Source organism: Kitasatospora sp. NPDC059327 (genome assembly GCF_042752535.1).
In the GTDB taxonomy this organism is placed as follows: domain Bacteria; phylum Actinomycetota; class Actinomycetes; order Streptomycetales; family Streptomycetaceae; genus Kitasatospora.
Map to the genome: position 1 here is coordinate 13,430 of NZ_JBHYYB010000054.1, position 24,599 is coordinate 38,028.

General features: G+C 72.9%; 23 protein-coding genes. 13 read left to right on the forward strand and 10 right to left on the reverse strand.

Features of this window, described 5'->3' with window-relative positions:
• Window positions 1–42: 42 nt before the first annotated feature.
• The 3 genes from ilvA (at window position 43) to ACFXHB_RS28005 (ending at window position 3,382) form a co-directional block, all read left to right on the forward strand.
• Window positions 43–1,254 carry a threonine ammonia-lyase gene (gene ilvA, locus ACFXHB_RS27995; RefSeq protein ID WP_380577424.1) on the forward strand — a complete coding sequence of 404 codons (1,212 nt, stop codon included), beginning with the start codon at window positions 43–45 and terminating at the stop codon, window positions 1,252–1,254.
• Between the two features lie 207 nt (window positions 1,255–1,461).
• Window positions 1,462–2,523, forward strand: coding sequence for an ATP-binding cassette domain-containing protein (locus tag ACFXHB_RS28000; RefSeq protein WP_380577425.1), 1,062 nt, complete (start codon window positions 1,462–1,464; stop codon window positions 2,521–2,523).
• Between the two features lies 1 nt (window position 2,524).
• A complete protein-coding gene (locus ACFXHB_RS28005; RefSeq protein ID WP_380577426.1) occupies window positions 2,525–3,382 on the forward strand; it encodes an ABC transporter permease in 858 nt (285 codons plus the stop codon).
• 88 nt (window positions 3,383–3,470) lie between these two features.
• On the opposite strand, the gene greA is transcribed toward ACFXHB_RS28005, so the two are convergent.
• Together greA and ACFXHB_RS28015 are read right to left on the reverse strand one after the other, a co-directional pair.
• On the reverse strand, window positions 3,471–3,971 hold the full coding sequence (gene greA / locus ACFXHB_RS28010; RefSeq protein WP_380577427.1) for a transcription elongation factor GreA: 501 nt from the start codon (window positions 3,969–3,971) through the stop codon (window positions 3,471–3,473).
• Between the two features lie 288 nt (window positions 3,972–4,259).
• Entirely contained in the window at window positions 4,260–4,673 is a 414-nt protein-coding gene (locus ACFXHB_RS28015) for a DUF4307 domain-containing protein (RefSeq protein ID WP_380577428.1), read from the reverse strand.
• 272 nt (window positions 4,674–4,945) lie between these two features.
• Between ACFXHB_RS28015 and mca the strand changes: the two genes are divergently transcribed.
• From mca to ACFXHB_RS28035, 4 genes are read left to right on the forward strand one after another with little or no spacing between them, the layout of a single operon-like run.
• Window positions 4,946–5,851, forward strand: a complete 906-nt coding sequence (gene mca, locus ACFXHB_RS28020; RefSeq protein WP_380577429.1) for a mycothiol conjugate amidase Mca — start codon at window positions 4,946–4,948, stop codon at window positions 5,849–5,851.
• A gap of 49 nt (window positions 5,852–5,900) precedes the next feature.
• The gene (locus tag ACFXHB_RS28025; protein ID WP_329489368.1) at window positions 5,901–6,092 is read left to right on the forward strand and encodes a hypothetical protein; all 192 of its coding nucleotides are present in this window, start codon (window positions 5,901–5,903) and stop codon (window positions 6,090–6,092) included.
• 42 nt (window positions 6,093–6,134) lie between these two features.
• Window positions 6,135–8,255, forward strand: coding sequence for a thioredoxin domain-containing protein (locus tag ACFXHB_RS28030; protein ID WP_380577430.1), 2,121 nt, complete (start codon window positions 6,135–6,137; stop codon window positions 8,253–8,255).
• A gap of 56 nt (window positions 8,256–8,311) precedes the next feature.
• Complete coding sequence (locus ACFXHB_RS28035; protein ID WP_380577465.1) at window positions 8,312–8,716, forward strand: GNAT family N-acetyltransferase; 405 nt, start codon at window positions 8,312–8,314, stop codon at window positions 8,714–8,716.
• Here the strand turns inward: ACFXHB_RS28035 and ACFXHB_RS28040 are convergent.
• Entirely contained in the window at window positions 8,614–9,546 is a 933-nt protein-coding gene (locus ACFXHB_RS28040; protein ID WP_380577431.1) for a hypothetical protein, read from the reverse strand. The two genes, ACFXHB_RS28035 and ACFXHB_RS28040, sit on opposite strands and share 103 nt — an antisense overlap.
• Before the next feature lie 265 nt (window positions 9,547–9,811).
• Here ACFXHB_RS28040 and ACFXHB_RS28045 point away from each other — a divergent pair, with 265 nt between their 5' ends.
• A complete protein-coding gene (locus tag ACFXHB_RS28045; protein ID WP_380577432.1) occupies window positions 9,812–10,468 on the forward strand; it encodes a papain-like cysteine protease family protein in 657 nt (218 codons plus the stop codon).
• An 8-nt stretch (window positions 10,469–10,476) separates the two neighbouring features.
• Window positions 10,477–11,337: a hypothetical protein gene (locus tag ACFXHB_RS28050; protein ID WP_380577433.1), complete on the forward strand. Its 861-nt coding sequence runs from the start codon at window positions 10,477–10,479 to the stop codon at window positions 11,335–11,337.
• A 117-nt stretch (window positions 11,338–11,454) separates the two neighbouring features.
• Here ACFXHB_RS28050 and ACFXHB_RS28055 read toward each other — a convergent pair whose 3' ends face one another.
• Both ACFXHB_RS28055 and ACFXHB_RS28060 read right to left on the reverse strand, forming a co-directional pair.
• Window positions 11,455–12,111 (reverse strand): TetR family transcriptional regulator, encoded by a 657-nt coding sequence (locus ACFXHB_RS28055; RefSeq protein ID WP_380577434.1) that lies wholly within the window; start codon window positions 12,109–12,111, stop codon window positions 11,455–11,457.
• A gap of 8 nt (window positions 12,112–12,119) precedes the next feature.
• A complete protein-coding gene (locus tag ACFXHB_RS28060) occupies window positions 12,120–13,718 on the reverse strand; it encodes an MFS transporter (RefSeq protein WP_380577466.1) in 1,599 nt (532 codons plus the stop codon).
• Between the two features lie 306 nt (window positions 13,719–14,024).
• Between ACFXHB_RS28060 and ACFXHB_RS28065 the strand changes: the two genes are divergently transcribed.
• On the forward strand, window positions 14,025–14,831 hold the full coding sequence (locus ACFXHB_RS28065) for a hypothetical protein (protein WP_380577435.1): 807 nt from the start codon (window positions 14,025–14,027) through the stop codon (window positions 14,829–14,831).
• Here the strand turns inward: ACFXHB_RS28065 and ACFXHB_RS28070 are convergent.
• Window positions 14,802–15,485: a hemolysin III family protein gene (locus tag ACFXHB_RS28070; protein ID WP_380577436.1), complete on the reverse strand. Its 684-nt coding sequence runs from the start codon at window positions 15,483–15,485 to the stop codon at window positions 14,802–14,804. The two genes, ACFXHB_RS28065 and ACFXHB_RS28070, sit on opposite strands and share 30 nt — an antisense overlap.
• Before the next feature lie 276 nt (window positions 15,486–15,761).
• Between ACFXHB_RS28070 and ACFXHB_RS28075 the strand changes: the two genes are divergently transcribed.
• On the forward strand, window positions 15,762–17,588 hold the full coding sequence (locus tag ACFXHB_RS28075) for a phosphoenolpyruvate carboxykinase (GTP) (protein WP_380577437.1): 1,827 nt from the start codon (window positions 15,762–15,764) through the stop codon (window positions 17,586–17,588).
• 163 nt (window positions 17,589–17,751) lie between these two features.
• Here the strand turns inward: ACFXHB_RS28075 and ACFXHB_RS28080 are convergent, their stop codons facing one another.
• From ACFXHB_RS28080 to ACFXHB_RS28090, 3 genes are all read right to left on the reverse strand, one after another.
• On the reverse strand, window positions 17,752–18,321 hold the full coding sequence (locus ACFXHB_RS28080; protein WP_380577438.1) for an RICIN domain-containing protein: 570 nt from the start codon (window positions 18,319–18,321) through the stop codon (window positions 17,752–17,754).
• Between the two features lie 213 nt (window positions 18,322–18,534).
• Window positions 18,535–19,749: a pyridoxal phosphate-dependent aminotransferase gene (locus ACFXHB_RS28085; RefSeq protein ID WP_380577439.1), complete on the reverse strand. Its 1,215-nt coding sequence runs from the start codon at window positions 19,747–19,749 to the stop codon at window positions 18,535–18,537.
• A gap of 100 nt (window positions 19,750–19,849) precedes the next feature.
• Complete coding sequence (locus ACFXHB_RS28090) at window positions 19,850–20,608, reverse strand: hypothetical protein (RefSeq protein ID WP_380577440.1); 759 nt, start codon at window positions 20,606–20,608, stop codon at window positions 19,850–19,852.
• A 128-nt stretch (window positions 20,609–20,736) separates the two neighbouring features.
• On the opposite strand from ACFXHB_RS28090, the gene ACFXHB_RS28095 reads away from it, so the two are divergent.
• On the forward strand, window positions 20,737–21,450 hold the full coding sequence (locus ACFXHB_RS28095) for a prepilin peptidase (protein WP_380577441.1): 714 nt from the start codon (window positions 20,737–20,739) through the stop codon (window positions 21,448–21,450).
• Between the two features lie 124 nt (window positions 21,451–21,574).
• Here the strand turns inward: ACFXHB_RS28095 and ACFXHB_RS28100 are convergent, their stop codons facing one another.
• On the reverse strand, window positions 21,575–23,197 hold the full coding sequence (locus tag ACFXHB_RS28100) for a chitinase (RefSeq protein ID WP_380577442.1): 1,623 nt from the start codon (window positions 23,195–23,197) through the stop codon (window positions 21,575–21,577).
• A 405-nt stretch (window positions 23,198–23,602) separates the two neighbouring features.
• On the opposite strand from ACFXHB_RS28100, the gene ACFXHB_RS28105 reads away from it, so the two are divergent.
• Window positions 23,603–24,397 (forward strand): isoprenyl transferase, encoded by a 795-nt coding sequence (locus ACFXHB_RS28105; RefSeq protein ID WP_380577443.1) that lies wholly within the window; start codon window positions 23,603–23,605, stop codon window positions 24,395–24,397.
• Window positions 24,398–24,599 lie beyond the last annotated feature (202 nt).

Sequence of the window (24,599 nt, forward strand, 5' to 3'; positions counted from 1 at the left end):
GCGAACGGCGCCACTTCGGTGGGCGGGCCCTAGGCTGGCGCCATGCACAGCTGGCCGATCACCATCGACGATGTCCGCGGCGCCCAGAAGATGCTCGCCGGGGTCGCCCGGGTGACGCCGATGGAGGGCAGCCGGCACCTGTCCGCGCTGGTCGGCGCGCCGGTCCACCTGAAGTGCGAGAACCTCCAGCGCACCGGTTCGTTCAAGCTGCGCGGGGCGTACGTGCGGATCGCGGGCCTCTCGCCGGTCCAGCGGGCCGGCGGTGTGGTCGCGGCGAGCGCCGGGAACCACGCCCAGGGCGTGGCGCTGGCGGCCGCGCTGCTCGGGGTCCGCTCGACGGTCTTCATGCCGGTGGCCGCGCCGCTGCCCAAGGTCGCGGCGACCCGCGAGTACGGCGCCGAGGTCCGGCTGGCCGGAGCCACGGTGGACGAGGCGCTGCGGGCCGCGCAGCACTACGCGGAGGCGACCGGCGCGGTGTTCATCCACCCCTTCGACCACTGGGACGTGGTCACCGGCCAGGCCACCGTGGGGCTGGAGATCCTGGAGCAGTGCCCGGAGGTGCGGACCATCCTGGTCGGGGTGGGCGGCGGCGGGCTGCTGGCCGGGATCGCGGCGGCGGTGAAGCCGATCCGCCCCGACGTGCGGGTGATCGGGGTGCAGGCGGCCGGTGCGGCCGCGTACCCGCCCTCGTTGGCGGCCGGTCGGCCGGTGACGCTGGAGCGCTACGCCACCATGGCGGACGGGATCATGGTCGGCCGGCCCGGGGACATTCCGTTCGAGATCGTCAACGCCCTGGCGGACGGTGTGCGGACGGTCTCCGAGGACTCGCTCTCCCGGGCCCTGCTGCTCGGCCTGGAGCGGCTGAAGCTGGTGGTCGAGCCGGCCGGGGTCAGCCCGGTGGCGGCCCTGTTGGAGCAGCCGGGCTCCTTCGAGGGCCCGGTGGTGGCGGTGCTCTCGGGCGGCAACATCGATCCGCAGCTGATGCAGCGGGTGCTCCGGCACGGCCTGGCGGCGGCCGGCCGCTACCTGTCGCTGCGGGTGCGGCTGGCGGACCGGCCGGGGGCGCTGGCCGACCTGCTCGGGGTGCTCACGCGGGTGGACGCGAACGTGCTGGACGTGGCGCACGTGCGGATCGACCCCCAGCTGGGGCTGACCGAGGTCGAGGTGGACCTTCACCTGGAGACCAAGGGGCCGGAGCACTGCGCGGCGGTGCTCGGCGAGCTGAGGGACGCCGGGTACGTCGTCTCGCACTGAGGTGTCGAGTGCCCGCGCGGCGGTGGTGTCCGGCCCGGCCGGCGCGGCCCGGCGCGGGCCTTTCCGGTCCGCGACGCGTCGCACGTTCGGCCCCCTCGGGGCGAAGGCCGAGTCGCCCGCATGCCTGCATTCGGGGCAAAGTGGGACAGACCATTGGAATTCGCCCAATCGATAGCGTCGCTGTCGTCCGAGGAGATGAGGCAGGCCATGGCGCCAGCCATCCAAGCCGAGAACCTGGTGAAGACCTTCGGTGACGTACGCGCCCTGGACGGCGTCAGCCTCGACGTGCCCGAGGGCACGGTGCTGGGGCTGCTCGGCCCGAACGGAGCCGGCAAGACCACCACCGTGCGCGTCCTCACCACCTTGCTCCACCCCGATTCCGGCCGGGCGGTGGTCGCCGGGGTCGACGTCCTCAGACATCCCAACAAGGTCCGCAGCCTGATCGGCCTCTCCGGCCAGTACGCCGCGGTCGACGAGTACCTGACCGGGTTCGAGAACCTGCAGATGGTCGGTGAGCTGTACCAGATGACCGGCCGGGCCGCGAAGGCGCGCGCGCTGGAACTGCTGGAGTGGTTCAACCTCGCCGAGGCCAAGGACCGCACCGCCAAGACCTACTCCGGCGGTATGCGACGCCGGCTCGACCTCGCCGCCGCGCTGGTCGTGCGGCCGCCGGTGATGTTCCTGGACGAGCCGACCACCGGTCTCGACCCGCGCAACCGGCTCGCCCTCTGGGAGGTCATCGAGACCCTCGTCGAGCAGGGCACCACCCTGCTGCTCACCACCCAGTACCTGGAGGAGGCGGACCGCCTCGCCCACGACATCGCGGTCGTCGACCACGGCCGGGTGATCGCCCGGGGCACCGCCGACCAGCTGAAGGCACAGATCGGCGGTGAGCGGATCGAGGTCGTGGTGCACCGCGCCGACCTCGTCGCCGAGGCCCTCCAGGCCCTGTCCGCGTACGCCAAGGGTGATCCGGCGGTGGAGAAGAACACCCGCCGGATCACCGTGCCGGTCAGCGGCGGCGCCCGGGTGCTCGCGGACGCCATCCGCGAGCTGGACGCCCGCTCCATCGAGATCGACGACATCGGCCTGCGCCGGCCGACCCTGGACGACGTGTTCCTCTCGCTCACCGGTCACGTCACCGCGGCCGAGGACGAGGAGAACCGGGCCGCCGGCAAGGGCCGCGGCAAGGGGCACGGCAGGGGCCGGGCCGGTGAGGACGGCGAGGACCCGGACCAGCGGGCCGTCCCGGCCGGGAAGGAGCTGTGAGATGACGACGGCCACCGAGCACGCCATCGGCGGGGCGGTACCCAAGCAGCGCCGGGGCGCGGCCGCCACCCTGCACGACTCCTGGGTGGTCGCCCGGCGCAACCTGCGCCGGATGACCCGGATCCCCGAGATCGTGGTCTTCGGGCTGATGCAGCCCGTGATGTTCGTGCTGCTGTTCTCCTACGTCATGGGCGGGGCGATCCAGATCCCCGGGACGCAGGCCAGCTCCAACTCGTACATCCAGTTCCTGATGGCCGGCATCTTCGCGCAGACCGTCACCTTCGCCACGGCCGGCGCCTCCGCCGGCATCGCGGAGGACATGACCAAGGGGCTGGTGGACCGCTTCCGCTCGCTGCCGATGGCCCGGTCGGCGGTGCTGGTCGGCCGCACCCTGGCCGACCTCTGCCAGACCGCGTTCACCCTGGTCGTGCTGGCGGTGGTGGCGCTGCTGGTCGGCTGGCGGATCCACGAGGGCGTGCCGAAGGCGCTCGCCGCGTTCGGGCTGCTGCTCCTGCTCGGCTACGCGTTCTCCTGGATCGGCGCGCTGATCGGCCTCTCGGTCCGCAGCCCCGAGGCGGCCACCTCGGCCGGGCTGATCTGGCTCTTCCCGCTGACCTTCATCTCCAACGCGTTCGTGCCGATCAGCTCGATGCCGGGCTGGCTGCAGGGCATCGCCTACTGGAACCCGTTCAGTGCCACCGTGCAGGCCTGTCGCGACCTGTTCGGCAACCAGGTCGGGCCGGTGGACAGTGCCTGGCCGATGCAGCACGCGACGCTGATGTCGGTGCTCTGGTCGCTGGTCATCACCGCCGTGTTCTCCTGGCTGTCGGTGCGCAAGTACCGCTCGGCGTCGGGCTGAGCCCGGCCGCGGGCCTGCCTGCCCGGGGAATGCCGCGAGGGCGGCCGTGGAGGTCTCCACGGCCGCCCTCGGCGTCGGATGCGGGGGATCAGCCGTTGTGCGGCTTCGCCTCGGTGACGGTGACCGAGGCGGCCTTGCCGTTCGGCAGCTCGTACGTCGCCTCGTCGCCGACCTTCTTGCCGTCGATCGCGCGGCCCAGCGGCGACTGCGGCGAGTAGACGTCCAGGTCGTCGCTGCCGGCCATCTCGCGCGAGCCCAGCAGGAAGGTCATGGTGTCGTCCGCGTCGCCGTCGAAGGCGACCGTGACGACCATGCCCGGGGCCACCACGCCGGAGTCCGCCGGTGCCTCGCCGACCTTGGCACGCTCCAGGAGCTGGGTGAGCTGGCGGATCCGCAGCTCGTACTTGCCCTGCTCCTCCTTGGCCGCGTGGTAACCGGCGTTCTCCTTGAGGTCACCCTCTTCGCGCGCCGCCTCGATCTTCTGGGCGATCTCGATGCGCCAGGGGCCGCTCAGGTGGTCCAGCTCGGCCTTGAGCTGGTCGTAGCCGGACTGAGTGAGCCAGGTCACGTTCTCGCTGGTCTGGGTCACGGGTGCTCCTCGTAGGTGCTGGGGCTGTGCTGAGGGTGTGAGTCGTCAGCAGGGTGGCGGGTGCGGATATCGGTCGTAACTACAAAGCAACGCCCGCTCCCGTACCTCTTGGTGCGGAAGGGGCGAAACCACGAGCCTAACAACTCCCGCCGACAAGCGGGAGAGTCGTTGGCGCGTCATTGACGACAGCATTGCGCCGAGGTGTACAGGACCGGTGTGCGGGACATCCTGACGGATTCCCGCTCCGCCGATCGAATATGCGCCCGGGCGCGTCGCGATCGGGGGAGACTACTTGGCCGGTGTGCATCCCAGCAGCTCGGCGGTGGTGCCGCGGGCGGTGGTCCGCAGGGTCACCACGGCGTCGTAGTCGCCGCCGTCGGCCGGTACGGGGAAGTCGGCCACCCCGACCACCGCGCCGTCCTCGCCCTGCGAGCGGACGGTACAGCTGCCCGCCGTGCCGTCGCCCTTGCGGACCGCCAGGTGCAGCTGCATCTCGGTGTCCGAGACGGCCTGGAACGAGGGGACGCTGCCGTTGATGGTGGTCTCGCGGATCAGGTAGGAGCCGCCCAGCCAGGCCACCAGGCCCAGCCCCAGCACGGCGCAGACCGCGCCCGCCACCTTGAGACGGCGGTCGGACTCGCGGTCGCCGTGCCGGCCGTAGCGCCCCTCGGGCAGCTGCGGGGTGGTGGTGCCTGCGCTCATCGGGCTCAGTCCTCTCCGGGAGGTACCCCCCGCGGTGGTGCCGGGGGAATGCGACGCTCCTCCAGTCCGTCACTATAGGAGGGGCACGCCCGCGGCCGGTCCGGCGGGGGGCGCTGCTCGGCCGTGTCGGTGCCGTGCCGGCGGCGTGGTGAGGTCGTGCCGCGGCGCACCCGGCGGCAGGTCCGCGGTGACGCGGCCCGAACCGAGCGGCTCGGACGGTGGGCAGACCGGACTTCGCGGAAGGCCCAGACATTGTGGAAGGAACGCGCGCGTTGAGTGAGCAGTTGCGACTGATGGCGGTGCACGCCCACCCGGACGACGAGTCCAGCAAGGGCGCTGCCACCATGGCCATGTACGTCGACCAGGGGGTGGACGTGCTGGTGGCCACCTGCACCGGGGGGGAACGCGGGTCGGTCCTCAATCCCAAGCTGCAGGGCAAGCCGGAGATCGAGGAGAACATCCACGAGGTCCGGCGCAAGGAGATGGACGAGGCGCGACGGATCCTCGGGGTCAAGCAGGCCTGGCTGGGCTTCGTCGACTCCGGCCTGCCGGAGGGCGACCCGCTGCCCCCGCTGCCCGAGGGCTGCTTCGGCCTGAAGGACGTCGAGGAGGCGGCCGAGCCCCTGGTCCGGCTTATCCGCGAGTTCAAGCCGCAGGTCATCACGACCTACGACGAGAACGGCGGCTACCCGCACCCGGACCACATCATGACCCACAAGATCACCATGCGGGCCTTCGACGCCGCCGGTGACCCGGACGCCTACCCGGACGCCGGCGAGCCCTGGCAGCCGCTGAAGCTCTACTACAACCACGGCTTCCCGATGGGCCGGATCCGCGAACTGCACGCGTACCTCACCGAGCACGGCCACGAGTCGCCGTACGGCGAGTGGATCGAGGGCTGGGAGAAGAGCGGCCGCAAGGAGCGCGAGATCACCACCCGGGTCCGCTGCGAGGACTGGTTCGAGACCCGGGACCGCGCGCTGATCGCGCACGCCACCCAGATTGACCCGGACGGGCCGTGGTTCCGCGTCCCGCTGGAGGTCCAGCGGGAGGTCTGGCCGACCGAGGACTACGAGCTGGCCCGGACCCTGATCGACGTCGACCTGCCGGAGGACGACCTGTTCGCCGGCCTGCGCACCCCGACCCTGGCGGCCGAGGCCGCCGACACGCGCGACTGAACCACCCCCCGATGGCCCGGCTCCCCGTGAGTCGGGCCACCATAGAGATATGAGCGCCCCCGTGAACCTCACCCACCTCGCCGCCGAGCTCGCCCTCGACGAGACCAAGGTGACCCCCGGACTGCTGGGCTTCGTCGTCTTCGCCGCCCTCGGCGTGGCCACCTGGTTCCTGGTCAAGTCGATGAACAAGCAGTTCAAGCGCGTCGACTTCGTCGAGGAGCCGGAAGCCCCGAAGGAGTGAGGCTCCGCCCCCGTCGGCGCGCCGATGCGCGAGGATGGGGGCATGCCGAACCGTCTCGCGGACGCGACCTCGCCGTATCTGCAGCAGCACGCCGACAACCCCGTCGACTGGTGGCCCTGGGGCCCCGAGGCGTTCGCGGAGGCGGAGCGCCGGGGGGTGCCGGTGCTGCTGAGTGTGGGGTACGCGGCCTGTCACTGGTGCCACGTGATGGCCCACGAGTCGTTCGAGGACGACGAGCTGGCCGCGTACGCCAATGAGCGGTTCGTCGCGGTGAAGGTCGACCGCGAGGAGCGGCCGGACGTCGACGCGGTCTACATGGAGGCCGTGCAGGCGGCGACCGGGCAGGGCGGCTGGCCGATGACGGTCTTCCTCACGCCCGAGAAGGACCCGTTCTACTTCGGGACGTACTTCCCGCCCGAGCCCCGGCACGGGATGCCGTCCTTCCGGCAGGTGCTGGAGGGCGTCGACGCGGCCTGGCGGGACCGGCGGGAGGAGGTCGGCGAGGTCGCCGGCCGGATCCGGGCGGACCTGGCCCGGCGGGCCTCGGTGTACGCGGTCGGCGGCGGGGTCCACCGGCCGCCGGGTGAGGCGGAGTTGCACGAGGCGCTGGTCGCGCTCGGCCGGGACTTCGACGCCCGGCGCGGCGGCTTCGGCGGCGCGCCCAAGTTCCCGCCGGCCATGGTGATCGAGTTCCTGCTGCGCCACCACGCCCGGACCGGCTCGGCGGCCGCGCTGGAGATGGCCGTCCGGACCGCCGCCGCGATGGCCCGCGGCGGGATCCACGACCAGCTCGGCGGCGGCTTCGCCCGGTACGCGGTGGACGCCGACTGGGTCGTCCCGCACTTCGAGAAGATGCTGTACGACAACGCGCTGCTGCTCCGCGCGTACCTGCACCTGTGGCGGGCCACCGGCTCGCCGCTCGCCCGTCGGGTGGCGCTCTCCACGGCGGACTTCCTGCTGCGTGAACTGCGCACCCCCGAGGGGGCGTTCGCCTCGGCGCTGGACGCGGACAGTCTGGACCGGGAGAGCGGCGCCTCGGTCGAGGGCGCGTACTACGCCTGGACGCCCGCGCAGTTGGCCGAGGTCCTGGGGGAGGCGGACGCGGCCTTCGCCGCGGAGCTCTACGAGGTGACCGAGGCGGGCACCTTCGAGCACGGCGCCTCGGTGCTGCAACTGCTCTCCGACCCGCGGGACGACGAGGCGGCCGAGCGGGTCCGGGCCGCCCTGTTCGCGGCGCGGGCCGAGCGGCCGGCGCCCGCCCGGGACGACAAGGTGGTCGCCGCCTGGAACGGGCTGGCCGTCGCCGCGCTCGCCGAGACCGGTGCGCTGCTGGAGCGGCCCGACCTGGTCGAGGCCGCCGAGCGCGCCGCCGACCTGCTGCTCGCCGTCCACCTCACGCCCGACGGCCGGCTGCTGCGCACCTCCCGGGACGGCCGGGCCGGGGCCAACGCGGGCGTCCTGGAGGACTACGCGGACACCGCCGAGGGCTTCCTCGCGCTGTACGCCGTGACCGGCGCCGCGGAGTGGCTGCAGCTCGCCGGCGGGCTGCTGGACACCGTGCTGAAGCACTTCGCGGACGAGGCCTCCGGCGCGCTCTTCGACACCGCCGACGACGCCGAGGAGCTGATCCGGCGGCCGCAGGACCCGACCGACAACGCGACCCCGTCCGGCTGGACGGCCGCCGCCGGGGCGCTGCTCACCTACGCCGCGTACACCGGGTCGGCGCGCCACCGCACGGCCGCCGAGCGGGCGCTCGGCATCGTCGGGGCGCTCGCCACCCGGGCACCGCGGTTCATCGGCTGGGGCCTGGCCGTCGCCGAGGCGCTGGTGGACGGGCCGCGCGAGGTCGCGGTGGTCGGCCCGGCGGGGGATTCGGCGACGGCCGCGCTGCACCGGGCGGCGTTGCTGGGCACCGCGCCCGGTGTGGTGGTCGCGGTCGGCGAGCCGACGGCGGTCGGTGGGTCGGCGCCGGTCGGCGGGTCGGGTGACTGGCAGGGCGACTGGCCCGGGACCGGGCCGGAGGCCGCCGGGGTGCCGTTGCTCGCGGACCGGCCGCTGGTGGGCGGAGCGCCCGCCGCGTACGTCTGCCGGCACTTCGCCTGTGAGGCGCCGACCACCGATCCGGCGGTGCTGGCCGAGCGGCTGGGCGCGGCCGAGCGGTAGCGGGTCGCGCTCCCCGGCGTGCCGGGCGCGGTGGACGAGCGGACGGCCGACGGGGGCTGCGCCTCCGGGAGGACGGCGGTACCCCGGTCGCGATGGCCGGCAACAGCCCGGTGAACGCCGGCATGTCGCGGATCGGCCCGGTCCGCACGCCGGGCGAGCGGCGCGGCCGCGGCTACGCGAGCGGCGTCACCGCGGCCGCCACCGCGCACGCGCTCGCACAGGGGGCCACCGAGGTGCTGCTCCACACCGATCTGGCCCACCCGACCGGCAACTCGATCTACCAGCAGCTCGGTTACCGGCCGGTGGAGGACTGCCTGACGGTGGGCTTCCGGCGCTGGGCCTTCGGCGCTGGGGCGCGCTACTCCCAGTCCCAGCGGACGCCGAGCAGACAGGGCTGCAGGGCGGTCGCCACCAGATGGACGCAGTGGTGGCCGTCCAGGGTCAACTCCTCGGTCTCGTAGGGCTTCTCGCCGGGGGAGCGGAGCGCGAAGCGGTGGCAGCGGACGGGCAGCGCGTCGGGGTGGAAGGTGACCTGGAGGACGTACTGGCCGGCGCCGGAGTTGAAACCGCGGACGTACTCGCAGCCGGGTGTGGGGGACGGGCTGGCGTCGAAGCCGTAGCCGAGCAGATGGGTGTCGCCGGCCCGCATCCGGCGGTCGAGGAGGAGTTCGGCGACCAGCAGGTCGTGGGTCTGGTCGCGGCGGATCCGGCCGGGGCGGCAGTTCTCCTCGGCGCGCACCCCGACCCGGGTGATGTCGCAGCCGGGATCCCCCTGGTAGAGGGCCAGGTAGCGGTCGATGCCGTCGCGGTGGGCGCGCAGCGCGTGCTGGGAGTCGCGGCGCAGCAGTTGGCGGTCGGCGCCGATCCGGATCCGCTCGATGTGGGTGATGGTGTGCAGCCCGGTGTCGCGCGGGCTCGCGAGGGCGGTGAGCAGGTCGTCGACGGCGGCGGCCGGGGAGATGAGGTCCCGGTACGGGCGGACGGGTGGACCGGCCTGGTCGGCGGGGGTGGCACGGCGGGGGCCGAGCAGCCGGGTGAGGGAGTGCTCGGGGAGGTCCAGGACCTCCTCCAGGGCCCGGACGGCGCGCAGCGACTCGGGGCGTTCGGGCCGGCGGCGGCCCTGCTGCCAGTAGCTGAGGCTGGTGACCCCGACGTGGACGCCGCGCAGGGCGAGGTGCCGGCGGACGCGGTGCAGGGCGAGGCCGCGGGCGGTGATGGCGGTGCGCAGGGCCACGTGGAACGGGCCGGTGCGCAGTGCGGTGGCGAGGTCGGCCTGGTCGTTCCGCTGCATGGCGGCCTCCTCGGTGGGCGGGCAGGGCGGACACCGGTTGGTCGTGAATATTCACATGTGGAAGGCGGTTTGTCACCGGTCCCGGCCTGCCGCGCGGGCGTTTCGGGGGTGGCGTTCACAACTGGGCCGGGCCGTTCACACCGTCTTTCGCGGCCTGTGACGGCCGTTGACCAGCTTCTGTCAACGGCGCGATGCTCGGTGACGCGATCCGGACCGCACCCAGAAGGAACCCCCACTCCTCTGCTGTGCAAGGAGACACTCCCCCATGCCAGTTCCACGGATACGTCTGCGCCGCGCCGTCGCGGCGCTCGCGCTGGGCGTGCTCGGCCCGGCGCTCAGCGTCGCGGCGACCACCCCCGCCTCGGCGGCCCCGGCCCCCACCGGTGCCGCCGCCCAGGTCCGTCCGGCCGCGGCGCCGGGCAGCACGGCCGATCTGGCCGGCACGTTCAAGAAGCTCAACATCACCATGCAGCAGCAACAGCAGACCAACTGGTGCTGGGCGGCGAGCGGCAACACCATCGCCACCTGGTTCGGCTACGGCTACAGCCAGAACCAGTTCTGCAACGCCGCGTTCGGCCGCTCGATCAACTCCAGCTGCCCCAACAACCAGGCCACACTGGGCGATGTCCAGAACGGTCTGAGCCGGGTCGGCATCAACCCCGGCTCGTACGTCACCGGCTACCTGCGCTACAGCACGCTGCAGACCGAGGTGAACGCCGACCGGCCGGTGGAGACCCGGATCCAGTGGAGCTCCGGCGGCGGCCACATGCACGTCGTCTACGGCTACGACACCGCGAGCAACTGGGTCTACTGGGGCGACCCGTGGCCCTCCAACACCCGCTACAACTGGGCGGACTACACCTACTACGTGTCCAACGGCACGTTCTCCTGGACCCACTCCCTGTACCGGATCGGCGCGTGAGGGCGGCCATGACCAGCATCCGTAACGCGGCCGTCGCCGTCCTGCTCGCCGCCGGTCTCGGCCTGGCCGTCACCCCGGCCGCCCAGGCGGACACCCCGGCCGGCGGCCCCGCGGGCACCCCCGCGCCGGTCGGCGCGGCCGACCTCGCCCAGGCCCGCGGCGCCGTCCAGGACCAGGCCGTCCTGGACCGGTTGGGCCACTTCTTCGCGCGCGAGGGCGTGCCGCCGACCCGGCGGCTCACCATCGGCGCGGCCGAGGAGGCGCGGGCGGCGAGCGCGGCCGCGCCCCGGCTGACGGGCGACACCGTGCCCGTCTACACCCTGGACGCGGACTTCGTGGCCGGCTCCCCGGGCGCACCGGTGGCGAAGGCCGAGTACACCGCCAGCAAGGCCGTCTCGGCGGACGGCCAGGTGGCCTCGGTCTGGACGGTGAAGCAGGGCGAGACCTGGCGGGTGGTCAACATCGCCTCCGGCGGCGACGAGACCGACTACGCGGCGGTGGCGGCGGGCGGTGGCGGCGGGACGGCGTTCCGCGAGCCCCAGCTCAACGCCTGGTACGTGCTGCGGGCCGGCCGGGTGCTGCCGCTGGACGACGAGGCGCGGCGCTCGGTGGGCGAGGCCGGGGTCACCCTGGCCGCGTACCAGCGGCTGGTCCACCAGCGTTACGGGGACAAGCTGCCCGGCTCGGCGTACGACCGGGCGGGCAAGGGCGGCGGGTACCAGCCGGACGCCGGCGGGTCGGAGACCGCCGTCGCGTCCGGTGGTGGCGGCGCGCTGCCCGCCGTGACGGCGGGTGCGGCCCTGGGGGCCACCGCGCTGGTGGGCGCGGGCCTCGCGCGGCGGCGGCGGGCGGGTGCCAGGCGGGGATAGGTCACCGGCCGGGTGAGGCGGTGGGGTCCGGCCCGGTTGCCGGGCCCCGTCCGCCGGCGCGGGGCGCCCGTCCGCCGGTGGCCGGGCCCCGTCCGCCGGCACGGGGCGCCGTCGTGGTCAGAGGCCGGTGAAGCCGCGCTCCAGCACGGCGAAGGTGTGGTCGACCAGGTCCGCGATGTCCTGCTGGCCGCCGGTCTCGGCCCAGCGCAGTACGGTCTCGGTGGTCGCGGCCCCGATGGCCGCCGCGGTGATCCGCATCTCGAAGGTCGGCTCGTCGACCCCCTGCCGCCGGGTCAGCGCGGCGAGGTAGAGCCGCTGCGGGTCGTTCGCGGTCTCGTGCATCCTGGCGCGCAGCGCGGGGACGTCGCGGACCAGCCGCATGCGGGTGAGCAGCTCGTCCCGTTCGTCCTGGGGCAGTTCGCGGATCAGGCCGACCAGGGCCTCCCGGCAGGTGCGCAGAAACGGTTCGTCAGAGGGTCGGGCCAGCAGGGCGGTGACCATCGCGGGGTCGTACTCGTCGGTGAGGACGAGGTCCTCCTTGGTGGCGAAGTACCGGAAGAAGGTGGACTGCGAGACCTCGGCCGCCGCCGCGATCTGTTCCACGGTGGTGTTCTCGTACCCCTGGGCGGCGATCAGCCGGTAGGCCTCGTGACGGATCGCCTGGCGGGTCTTCAGCTTCTTCCGTTCGCGCAGCGACAGCGGCGCCTCCAGCATCGCCTGGACCGTGTGGGCCGGGCCTGCCGGGGGCGCCGTGGTCGGCTGCGTTGCGCTCATACCTTCGATTATCCGTGATCGGCGGCCGGGACGGCGGCGGTCTCCGCAGCGGGGTCGGCGGTCTCCGCGGCGGGGTCGGCGGCCTCGGCGCCGGGTGCTTCGGCGGGCGGCATCCGCAGCACGACCAGTACGGCCGAGAGCAGGGCGATCACCCCGGAGACCAGCAGGACCACCGTCATGCCGTGGACGTAGGCGGCGTGCGCGGAGGCCGCCAGGGCCTGGTCCCCGGAGGCGGCGGCCATCGCGTCGGCGGCGACCACCGACTGCTCGGCCCGGTGCGCGGCGTCGGCCGGGAGCGCGGAGACGTCCAGCGCACCGCGGTACGAACCGGCCAGCAGGCTGCCGAAGACGGCGACCCCGATCGCGCCGCCGACCTGGCGGAGCGTCTGCATCAGCCCGGCGCCGACCCCGGCCCGGGCCGGGGGCAGGGTCAGCAGCGCGGAGGCCTGGGCGGTGATGAGCGACAGGCCCATGCCCAGGCCGAGCAGGGTCAGCCAGACCGCCGCCGGGCCGTAGCCGTCGGAGACCGAGGTGCGGCTGCCGAGCAGCAGGGCGGCGGACAGCGAGGCCAGTCCGAGGCCGATCACCGCGCGGGGGCCGATCCGGGCGACCAGGCCCTCGCTGAGCTTGGCGGCCACCATCAGCCCGAGCATCATCGGCATCAGCCGCAGGCCGGTGCCGAAGGCGTCCGCACCCAGCACGCTCTGGAAGTACAGCGGCAGGACGAAGAACGCGCCGAAGAGCACCAGCGAGACCAGCGTCGCGGCCACCGCCGCCCAGCGGAAGGTCGGGTCCGCGAGCAGGGTGAGGTCGAGCATCGGGGCGCGCTGGTGGCGGCTGCGCAGTACCAGGGCGGTGAGGGCGACCAGCGAGCCGCCGATCATGCCCAGCACCAGCGGGTCGGCCCAGCCGCGTTCGGGCCCCTCGATGATGCCGTAGGTCAGCGTGGCCAGACCGCCCGCGCCGAGCACGGTGGCGAGCACGTCGATCCGGGGCGCGTCGGGGTTGCGGGTCTCCGGGAGCAGCAGGACGCAGGCGACGATGCCGATCACCGTCAGCGGGACGTTGATCACGAAGATCGCGCCCCACCAGAAGTGCTGCAGCAGGAAGCCGCCGATCAGCGGGCCGAGCGGGGTGCCGGCGGCGATCGCGGCGGACAGGATCGCGGTGGCGCGGCGCTGCTCGCCGGCGGGGAACAGGCCGGGGATCACCGCCAGCGACATCGGCATGACCAGCGCCCCGGCCAGGCCCATCGCGGCGCGGGCGGCGACCAGGGTGCCGGGGCTGTCGGCCAGCATGCCGACGGCGGAGGCGAGCCCGAACAGCGCGAGGCCGACGGTGAGGGTGCGGCGGCGGCCGAACCGGTCGCCGAGCAGGCCGGCCGGGAGCATCGCGGCGGCGAAGACCACGGTGTAGGAGTCCACGATCCACTGCTGCTGCCCGGTGGTGGCCTGGAGCTGGGAGGCCAGGGTGGGCAGGGCCACGTTGAGGATCGTCATGTCGAAGCTGATGACCAGGACGCTCAGCGCGACGGCGACCAGTGCCAGCCAGCGCCGGGGGTCGGGTCCGGGTGGAGCGGGCGTGGGCGGGACGGCGGGCGTGGGCACGGCAACCTCCAGGACGCTTGAGGGAGTCACTCTCAAATGACAGTAACTCCCAAAAGAGGCCGACCGTCAATGTCGAGGGTTCGGTACGACGGTCATCACGCTCCGTGACGTGTCCTGGAAGTGCGCGTTCCGCACAAGGAATTGACGCAACGTTGATCTGGCGTTCGCCGCCCCCGGGCGGCTCCGGGTGACGGACGGTAGATACGATGTGGCAATCGGTCAGTGCGGGCCGAAGCGTGCCGAGAGCGGAGAAGGGGTGGGGCGGCAGGAGCCGACCACGAGCCCGGCGCAGGAAGGGGAAGTCGAATGGCCGACAGGGAGTCGAGCGCCCAGATCTGGGGTGCGGCAGTGGTGGTGGTGTCCGCGTTGGCCGTGGTCGCGGCCTACCTGATCAACGGTGCCGTGTTGGTGCTGGGGGTCGCCGGGGTCGAGGTGCTGCTGCTGATGGTGTACGTCGGCCGGCGCTGGCAGCTGCTGCATCAGCAGGCCGGGCCGCGCGGGCGCCGTCCGGAGCGCGGGCACCGCCCCGGCCGGGGGGTCCCGGACGCCGCGCACTGCGAGCGCTGCCGCCGGGCCCGCGAGGCCCTGGACGCGCGGCAGGCCGGCTCCCGCCCGCACGGGGCGCGCGAGCGGCTGATCCGTGAGCACCCGGGCCGGGACCGTCCGGTGCGGGAGTTCCCGGCCCCGGGGTCCCCGGCCGCCGAGCACCCGACCCCCGGGTACCCGATCGCCGAGTACCCGAGCGCCGAGCGGCCGCCTGCCGAGCGCCGGACCGCCGGGTACCCGGCTCCCGAGCGCCCGGCCCCCGAGCGGCTGGTGTCCGACCACCCGGGTCACGACCACCCGGGTCACGACCACCCGGGTCACGACCACCCGGGTCACGACCACGCGGCCCATGAGCGCGTCGCACGGGAGCGGCCGGGGCGCGAGCGTCCGGCGTACGAGCGCCCGGGGCACGACGGCGGCCCGGCGCACGAGCGTCCGGACCGCGGCCGGCCGGGCCGCCCGGGCTCGGAGTGGACGGCGGAACGGGCGGCCGCCCGGTCGCAGGACCGGTCGACCGCCCGTCGCGGGGCGCCGGGTTCAGCCGGCCGTGCTGTACGCCACCAGTGAGACCCCGACGTACTGGACGATGAAGGCTCCGAGGGTGAAGGCGTGGAACACCTCGTGGAAGCCGAACCGGCGCGGTGAGGGATTGGGGCGCTTGAGCCCGTACACCACCCCGCCGACGCTGTAGAGCACCCCGCCGACGATCATCAGCACCAGCACCGCGACCCCGCCGGTGCGCAGGAAGTCCGGCAGGAAGAAGGCGGCGGCCCAGCCCAGCGCTATGTACACCGGCGTGTACAGCCAGCGCGGCGCGCCGACCCAGAACACCCGGAAGGCGATCCCCGCCAGCGCACCGCCCCAGACCGCCCAGAGCAGCAGCTGCCGGGCGCCGCCGTCCAGTAGCAGGATGGTGAACGGGGTGTAGGTGCCCGCGATGATCAGGAAGATGTTCGCGTGGTCGAGCCGGCGCAGTACGGCGTCGCCGCGCGGTCCCCAGGTGAAGCGGTGGTAGACCGCGCTGACCCCGAACAGCAGCCAGGCGCTGACGGAGTAGATCGCGCAGGCGACCTTGGCGGGGGTGGAGTCGGCCAGGCAGATCAGCACGATCCCGGCGGCCACCGCGGCGGGGAACATCCCGGCGTGCAGCCAGCCACGCCAGGTCGGCTTGCTCTCGGCACGCTCCGTGCTCCCCAGGAGCTCAGCAGTCATGGGCAGCATGCTACCCGCTACCTACGCCTCCGTAGGTTACTGACGCGTAGGAAGTGGTGCTCATCACTACTTGGACGTTTTGGAGTGTTCGGGGGTTGATCGCGAGGGGCGCGGGTCGGCCTGAGGCGACTGATTACCTGCAAGTAACCAGACTGAATGTAGTAAAAGATGAGTCAACTTCACCGTTGCGCCGTATTCGACGCCGGAGGCCGGGGCTACGCTGCAAGCACCCTCAAACCCCCGCTACGCCGTCTCCGTGCCGAGATGGCGTGAAACGGAGCGATCGTGTCGTACGAGAACCTCGCTCTCAGCGCATCCGCGCCCACCCGTCACAAGCGCCTGCTGGCCTGGGTGAGCGAGATCGCGGAGCTCACCCAGCCGGCCCGCATCGAGTGGTGCGACGGGTCCGAGGAGGAGTACCAGCGCCTCGCGGACCTGCTGGTCGCTCAGGGCACCTTCAGGAAGCTCGACGAGAAGAAGCGCCCCAACTCCTACTACGCCGCCTCGGACCCCACGGACGTGGCGCGCGTCGAGGACCGCACCTACATCTGCTCCGAGCAGGAGAAGGACGCCGGTCCGACCAACAACTGGAAGGCCCCCGCCGAGATGCGGGAGGTCTTCCAGGGCGAGAGCGGTCTCTTCCGCGGCGCGATGAAGGGCCGCACGATGTACGTCGTGCCGTTCTCCATGGGTCCGGTCGGCTCCCCGCTGGCCGCGTACGGCGTCGAGATCACCGACTCCGCCTACGTCGCCGTGTCGATGCGGGTGATGACCCGGATGGGCCAGGCCGTGCTGGACCAGCTCGGCGAGGACGGCGAGTTCGTCAAGGCCGTGCACACCGTCGGCGCTCCGCTCGCCGAGGGCGAGGCGGACGTGGCGTGGCCGTGCAACAGCACCAAGTACATCTCGCACTTCCCGGAGAGCCGGGAGATCTGGTCCTTCGGTTCCGGCTACGGCGGCAACGCCCTGCTCGGCAAGAAGTGCTACGCGCTGCGCATCGCCTCGACCATGGCCCGCGACGAGGGCTGGCTGGCCGAGCACATGCTCATCCTCAAGCTCACCCCGCCGAACGGCGAGGCCACGTACGCCGCGGCGGCCTTCCCCTCGGCGTGCGGCAAGACCAACCTCGCCATGCTCCAGCCGACCATCCCGGGCTGGAAGGTCGAGACGATCGGCGACGACATCGCCTGGATGCGCTTCGGCGCCGACGGCCGGCTCTACGCGATCAACCCCGAGGCCGGCTTCTTCGGTGTCGCCCCCGGCACCGGCGTGGACACCAACGCCAACGCGATCGAGACCCTCTGGGGCAACACGGTCTTCACCAACGTCGCGCTCACCGACGACGGTGACGTCTGGTGGGAGGGCCTCACCGACGAGCCGCCGGCCCACCTGACCGACTGGCGGGGCAACGACTGGACGCCGGAGTCCGGCACCCCGGCCGCCCACCCGAACGCCCGCTTCGCCGTGCCGGCCGCCCAGTGCCCGACCATCGCGCCCGAGTGGGAGGACCCGGCGGGTGTGCCGATCTCGGCCATCCTGTTCGGCGGCCGCCGCGCCACCGCCGTCCCGCTGGTGACGGAGTCCTTCGACTGGCAGCACGGTGTCTTCCTGGGCGCGAACATCGCCTCCGAGAAGACCGCCGCCGCCGAGGGCACCGTCGGCGAGCTGCGTCGCGACCCGTTCGCGATGCTGCCCTTCTGCGGCTACAACATGGGTGACTACTTCGCCCACTGGCTGAAGGTCGGCGCCCGGGCGGACGCCGCCAAGCTGCCGAAGATCTACTACGTGAACTGGTTCCGCAAGAACGGCGCGGGCGAGTTCGTCTGGCCCGGCTACGGCGAGAACAGCCGCGTGCTCAAGTGGATCGTCGAGCGCCTGCAGGGCACCGGCGAGGGCGTCGAGACCCCGATCGGCGTGCTGCCGACCGTCGAGGGCTTCGACCTGGACGGCCTGGACCTCTCCGAGGCCGACCGGGAGCTGCTGTTCACCGTGGACGCCGACATCTGGCGTCAGGAGGCCGCGCTCGTCCCGGCCCACCTGGAGCTCTTCGGCGCCCACACGCCGACCGAGCTGTGGGACGAGTACCGAGACCTGGTCGCCCGCCTCGGCTGAGCCTGAGCCTCAGCCCGGCGAGTAGTGGTGGGTGCGTGGCACGAATCGCGCACCGACCGAGCGACAGGACGGCCGGAGCCCCGCCGGACGATCTTTCCCCGACCAAGGAGATCGTCCGGACCAGGGCTCCGGCCGTAGCTTTTCCCGGAGCCTTCGGCGCCGGTCAGATCGCCTTGGCGTTGACGATGGTCCAGTACTTGTTCCAGCCCTGGCCTCCGCGCCACTGCCGGACCGGCGCGCCGTTGTCCATCCGGTAGTCGGCGACCTCCAGGAAGCCCATCGAGTTCCAGTTCATGAAGCCGACCTCCTTGGGGCCGGTCTGGACGCTCCCGCCGGCCCCCATCTGCCAGGCCTGGTTGTCCCCGCCGGTGCAGTCCCACTGGCGGGCCGGGGCGCCGTCGTCCTGGCGCCAGTCGGCGATCTCCAGACACTTGTCGGAGTTGCGGTTGCGCAGGAGGTAGGCGGCCTTGCCCGGCACCTGGATCATGTCCCAGAGCTGGTTGGCGCCGCCGGTGCAGTCCCACTGCTGGGCGGGGGCGCCCGCGTCGGTGCGCCAGCCGCCGATCTCCAGGCACTTGCCGCTCTGGGAGTTGACCAGCGGGCTGTACTTGGGGACCTGCAGCCCCGAGGCGGCGGCGGCCGGAGCGGCCGGTACGGCGGCCAGCAGCGCGACGGCCGCGCCGGAGAGCGCGGCGGCGGTCCGCAGGCGCGAGCCGGTGGTACGGGAGGTCATGGTGGGTCGGTTCCCTCGGTCCGGAGCGGTCGGGGGAGGCGGTCGCGGCGAGGCCGCGGCACCGAGCACGGCGCCGCGCGGTGACCTCTGCCGCCGCGCGGTTCCCCCGGGCCGGGCGGGAGGGCCTCCCGCGGCCGCCGGCTCAACGCCGCATGCTACCCACGGTGCCGCGGCCCGGACGAGGGGGTTCCCCGGCGAGCGGCCCGCCGGCGGTCACGGCTGGGTGTAGCCGCCGAGGAAGTCGCCGATCCGGGTGACGGCGTCGGTGATCTCCTCGGCCCGGGGCAGGGTGACCAGGCGGAAGTGGTCCGGCTCGGGCCAGTTGAAGCCGGTGCCCTGGACCAGCAGGATCCGCTCGGCGCGCAGCAGGTCCAGCACCATCTGGGCGTCGTCCTTGATCTTGTAGACCTTCGGATCCAGCCGGGGGAACGCGTAGAGCGCGCCCTTCGGCTTGACGCAGCTGACCCCCGGGATCTCGTTGAGCAGCCGGTAAGCGGCGTCCCGGGACTCCAGCAGTCGGCCGCCGGGGAGGATCAGGTCCTTGATCGACTGCCGGCCGCCGAGCGCCGCGGCCACCGCGTGCTGGGCCGGCATGTTGGCGCACAGGCGCATCGAGGCGAGGACGGTCAGGCCCTCGATGTAGCTGCGGGCGCGGTGCCGGTCGCCGGAGAGCACCATCCAGCCGGAGCGGAAGCCCGCCACCCGGTAGGCCTTGGAGAGCCCGTTGAAGGTGACGCAGAAGAGGTCCGGAGCCAGGGTGGCCAGCGGGATGTGCTCGGCGTCGTCGTAGAGGATCTTGTCGTAGATCTCGTCCGCGTAGACCACCAGCTTGTGCCGGCGGGCGATCTCGACCAGGCCCTCCAGGACCTCGCGCGGGTAGACCGCGCCGGTCGGGTTGTTCGGGTTGATCACCACGATCGCCCTGGTCCGGTCGGTGACCTTGGCCTCGATGTCGGCGAGGTCCGGGTACCACTCGGACTGCTCGTCGCAGCGGTAGTGCACGGCGGTGCCCCCGGCCAGCGAGACGGAGGCCGTCCACAGCGGGTAGTCCGGCGCCGGGACGAGCACCTCGTCGCCGTCGTCCAGGAGGGCCGTCATGGCCAGCTGGATCAGCTCCGAGACGCCGTTGCCGAGGAAGACGTCCTCGACGGTGAGGCCGTGCAGCCCGCGCTCCTCGTAGTGCATCACCACGGCCCGGCGGGCGGCGAGCAGGCCCTTGGAGTCGCCGTACCCGTGCGCGGAGGAGAGGTTGCGCAGGATGTCCTGGAGGATCTCCGGGGGCGCGTCGAAGCCGAACACGGCGGGATTGCCGGTGTTGAGCTTCAGGATGCGGTGGCCCTGCTCCTCCAGCCGCATCGCCTCGTCGAGCACCGGGCCGCGGATGTCGTAACAGACGTTGGCGAGCTTGCTGGACTGGATGACCTGCATGCCTGCCTACTTTAGGGGTATCCCGGACCGGTCCGGCGCGGGCGCGAGGGCACGCGCCGGACGGGTCCTCAGGGCCCCCTTCGATCAGCAGGCGGAGCTGTCAGCCGGCCTTCCAGATCAGGGGCTCGGTGTCCAGAACGCTGCCGAAGGCGAGGAACTTCGGCGGGGTGTTGGTCGGGACGAGATAGACCGCACACTGCTGCTGGGTCTGGCCGTCGGCCAGGGGCCCGGGCTTCTTGCCGGAGTCGCACTGCGGGATCGACTTCAGGATCGTCGGGGCCGGCAGGGCGCCGCCGCTGGGCGCGCTGTCCGACTTCACCTTGAACCGCATCATGAAGTACTCGTCGGTGAGCGGGGCACCGGTGCGGTTGGTGAACGAGACGGTCACGTAGTACGGCGTCTTGCCGTCGAGGTCGGCCGGCTTGAAGTTGTACGGCGCGATCTCGGCCAGGGTGCCCTTGACCACCGAGACCGGGGTGACGTCGGCCTTGGTCTTGCCCAGGTAGCTGCCGGTGGCGGTGGGCGCCAGCGGGTTGTCGTAGCCGATCTTCCCGCTGCCGCCGCCACCGTTGGCGCCGCCGATCGGGTTGCCGCTGGTGGCCGCGGACGGGACGGGGTTCGGCGTGCTGCCGCCGGTGCCGGCGGTACCCGCCGTACCGCCGGAGCCCCCGGTGGCCGCGCCGCCCCCGGTGGCCGCCGGAGCCCCGGTGGCGCCCGGCGTGCCGGTGGCGGCGACGGTCGCGCCGCCGGCGCCCGCCGCGCCGGCCGGGTCCTCGTTCTCGGGCCCGCAGGCGGTCAGCAGCAGCGCCAGCGCGGCGAGCGGGACGGCGGCGCGCAGCGCGTTCTGAGTGTTGGTCACAGTGTTTCCCCGTGGATGATGTGGTCGGTGCGGCGCCGGATTCCCATGTGGCACCGCAGGGGTCGGACGCCAACGAGCGCCGGGCGGTTCCCGTGGACCGGTTCCGGCGGTGGACGGGAGGGGGCGCCGTGGTCGCGGTCGTGCTCGGGGCGGTGCTGGGCGGTCTGCTGGTGGCCCCCGCGCTGCGGGGGCTGGTGGTGCGGTACGCGGTGCCGGAGGACACGCCGTGGTGCACGCGGTGTCCCGGTTGCGAGCGGGAGTTGCGCGGTCTGCGGCCCGGTGGGCGCTGCCCGGGGTGCCGGGAGCGGCTGGGGCCGGGGGCCTGGCAGGTGGAGGCGGTGACCGTCGCGGTGGCGGCGGCCGCGTTGTCGGCCACGGACCCGGCCGACGCGGTGCTGCTGCTGTGGGCGGCCGGCCCCGGGGTGGTGCTCGGCTTCACCGACGCCCGGGTGCGCCGGCTGCCGTACCCGCTGAGCTGGGCGCTGGCGGCGGGCCTGGCGGTCCTGCTGGTGGTGCTGGAGCTGGCGGCCGGGCGGCCGGGCGTACTGCTGCGCTGTCTGCTGGTGGCGCTGGCCGCCGCCGCCCTGTTCGAACTGCCCGGCTGGTTCGGGCTGATGGGCGCGGGGGACACCGTGCTCGCGCTCGGCCTCGGCGCGCTGCTCGGCCGGTACGGCTGGTCGGCGGCCTTCACCGGGCTGTTCGCGGCGTCGGTGCTGGCCGGGCTCTGGGCCCTGGCCCTGGCGGCGGCCGCCCTGGCGCGGCGGCGGTCGGTCCGCGGCCTGGACCTGCCGATGGGTCCGTTCCTGCTGCTCGGGACGCTGGTGGCGGTGCTGCTGCGGTAGACCCGGCCGCGGCGGCACCGCGCCCGGCCGGGGAACGAGCGGGGCCCGTCGTACCGGTCAGGTACGACGGGCCCCGGCGTCGGCGCGCGAGCCCCACCCTCAAGGAGCGGCGCGCCGAGGGGAGTTACGGCATCTTGTGGACGAACGGGCCGACCGTGTTGGAGAAGGCGTTCCCGTTGTTGGCGTCCCAGTTGGTGGACCAGGTCATCGCGCCGCGGATGGTGGGCCACTTGGCCGGCGGCACGAAGCTCCCGCAGTTGTTGCCGGTGGCCAGGCAGTCCAGCGCGTTGTTCACCACGGTCGGCGAGACGTACCCGCCGCCGGCCGCCTTGCTGGAGGCCGGGACACCGATGCCGACCTGGTCGGGCCGCAGGCCGCCCTGGATCTGGGTGCAGATCTGCGCGGTGATGAAGTCGATGGTGCCCTGGGTGTAGACCTTGCCGTCGCAGCCGTTCATGCCGCCCGAGTTGTAGAACTGGGTGTTGACGACGGTCAGGATGTCCTTGGTGTTCAGCGCCAGCTGGAAGTAGGCGCCGGCGGTGCTGTACATCCCGATGGTCTCGGGGGCCATCGTGAGGATGAAGTTCGGGCCGACCTTGGCCTGCAGGCTGTGCAGCGCGTTGCCGAGGTAGGTCGGGTTGACCCCGTTCTCCAGGTCGACGTCGATGCCGTCGAACCCGTAGTCCTTGATGATCCCGTAGGCGCTGTCGGTGAACGCGGCCGCGGCGTTGGAGTCGCCGACCGCGATGGCGCCGTTCTGGCCGCCGATCGACAGGATGACCTTCTTGCCGGCCGCCTGCTTGGCCTTCACGTCGGCGCGGAACTGCGCGTCGGTGTAGCCGCCGAGGGCCTTGGAGAGCGCCGGGTCGAGGGTGAAGCTGATCGCCCCGCCCTTGGTCGGCACGGCGTCGGCGAAGGAGACCGCGATGATGTCGTAGGCGCTCTGGACGTCGCTCAGCTTCTGGACGGTCGCGCCGTTGTCGAAGTTGTGCCAGTAGCCGGTGACGGCGTGCTTCGGCAGGCCGGTGACCGGCGGGGTGGTGCTGGTCGCGGTCGCCGTGGGGGTCGGGGTGGCGGTCTGGGTCGGCGTCGCGGTCGCCGTGGGGGTGGCGGTCGGCGTCGCGGTCGCGGTCGCGGTCGGCGAAGCGGTGGCCGTCGGCGAAGCGGTCGGCGTGGGGGTGGCCGTCGCGGTCGGGCTCGGCGTGCTGGTGCCGCCGGGGCCGCTCAGCGTGATGTCGTCCGCGAGGTAGGCGCTCTGGCCGTACCACCCGTGCACGAACAGCGTGACGCTCTTGACGTTCGCGCCGGTGGTGAAGGTGGAGGAGAGCTGGTTCCAGCTGTTCTGGTTGGACCAACTGCTCGGGTCGGTGCCGCCGGTGCCGCGCGCGCCGAGGTAGACGTACGGGCCCTGGACCCAGGCGCTCAGCGCGTAGCTGGTGTTGGGCAGCACGCTGATGGTCTGGGTGCACTCGGCGGTGTCCCCGGCGCCCGGGGTGGCCTGCAGCGCGCCGGTGCCGGAGTGGACCGGGGTGGAGACGACGCTCGCGGCGCCGGTACAGACCCAGCCGGCGGTCGAGCCCGCGTCGAAGCCGCCGTTGGAGACCAGGTTCCCGACCGCCGCCGAGGCGCCGCCGGCGAAGAGGGCGAGACCGCTGCCGGCGAGGGCGAGGGCGGTGGCACCGGCGGCGAGGGCCGGGAGGGTGCTGCGCCGGCGCTTGTGCGCGGGCTGGTTCAGCGTACGGGCCATGGAGGTGCGCTCCTGGGGGAGGAGCGGCCGCCGCGGTGGGGGGCGCGGCGGCCGCGTGTGGGGGAGGGGAGGTCCGCAGTACTGCCTTGGGCCGGGCGGAGTTCGGTGTTCGTTCCGCCCTGGGTCAAAAGCTGGACTAGACCATTGGTGGTCGTCAAGCATTGAACGGTCGGCTTACGGATTCTTTAAGGAACCGGATACCGTTCCGTATCCGGAGCCCCGGGGGACACCGGGTGTTCGCGCGGGTGTCTTCCGGCCACTCCTGCCACGCCGTCCGCGACAGTCTCCGCACAGGACTGTGACCGGACCGCTACCTGCGGCTTTACCCACTGCCTCCGTGCCGGAGTAGGCTGCGCCGGGGGTTGTGACGTACCCCGGTGAATGAGTACGGAGGGGCCGAAAACCATGGGTCTGCGCGATGTCGTCGAACGCACGCCGGGTCTGCGCACCCTGCTGGACGGTATGTACGGCCTCTACGGTCGCCGGGTCGAGGTCCACCTCGCCCGCACCCCGCACCACATCGGCGTGATCCTCGACGGCAACCGCCGCTGGGCCAAGGCGACCGGAGGCTCGACCGCCTACGGCCACCAGCGCGGCGCCGACAAGATCAGCGAGTTCCTGGGCTGGTGCGACGAGACCCACGTCAAGGTCGTCACGCTCTGGATGCTCTCCACCGACAACCTCTCCCGGCCGGCCGACGAGCTGGTCCCCCTGCTCGGGATCATCGAGGACGCCGTCACCGGCCTGGCCGCCGCCCGCCGCTGGAGGGTCAACCCGGTCGGGGCGCTGGACCTGCTCCCGCAGCACACCGCGGACGTGCTCAAGCGGGCCGCCGAGGAGACCGCCGCGATCGACGGGATCACGGTGAACGTCGCGGTCGGGTACGGCGGCCGGCACGAGATCGCCGACGCCGTCCGCTCCCTGCTGCAGGAGCACGCCGGCCGCGGCACCTCGATCGAGGAACTGGCCGAAATCCTCGACGTCGAGCACATCGCCGAGCACCTCTACACCAAGGGCCAGCCCGACCCGGACCTCGTCATCCGCACCTCGGGCGAGCAGCGGCTGTCCGGCTTCCTGCTCTGGCAGAGCGCGCACAGCGAGTTCTACTTCTGCGAGGCCTACTGGCCCGCCTTCCGGAAGGTCGACTTCCTCCGGGCGCTGCGCGCGTACGAGGAACGCCACCGGCGGATGGGCCTGTGACGCCCGTCGGCCCCCAGCGGTCCCTGCCGACCCCCCAGTAGGGCTGGCGTACCCGGGCGCGACGCGAGGTCAAACGTTCACCGGCAATGATCCGTCAGTTCGCCGAGAACGTGAATGCACCGCCCCTCGCCTGGGAATACTCCGAGCAGACCGGCCCCGAGGCCACCGGGGCAGCGGGGGCCGGCTTGCCGCGGATGACGCA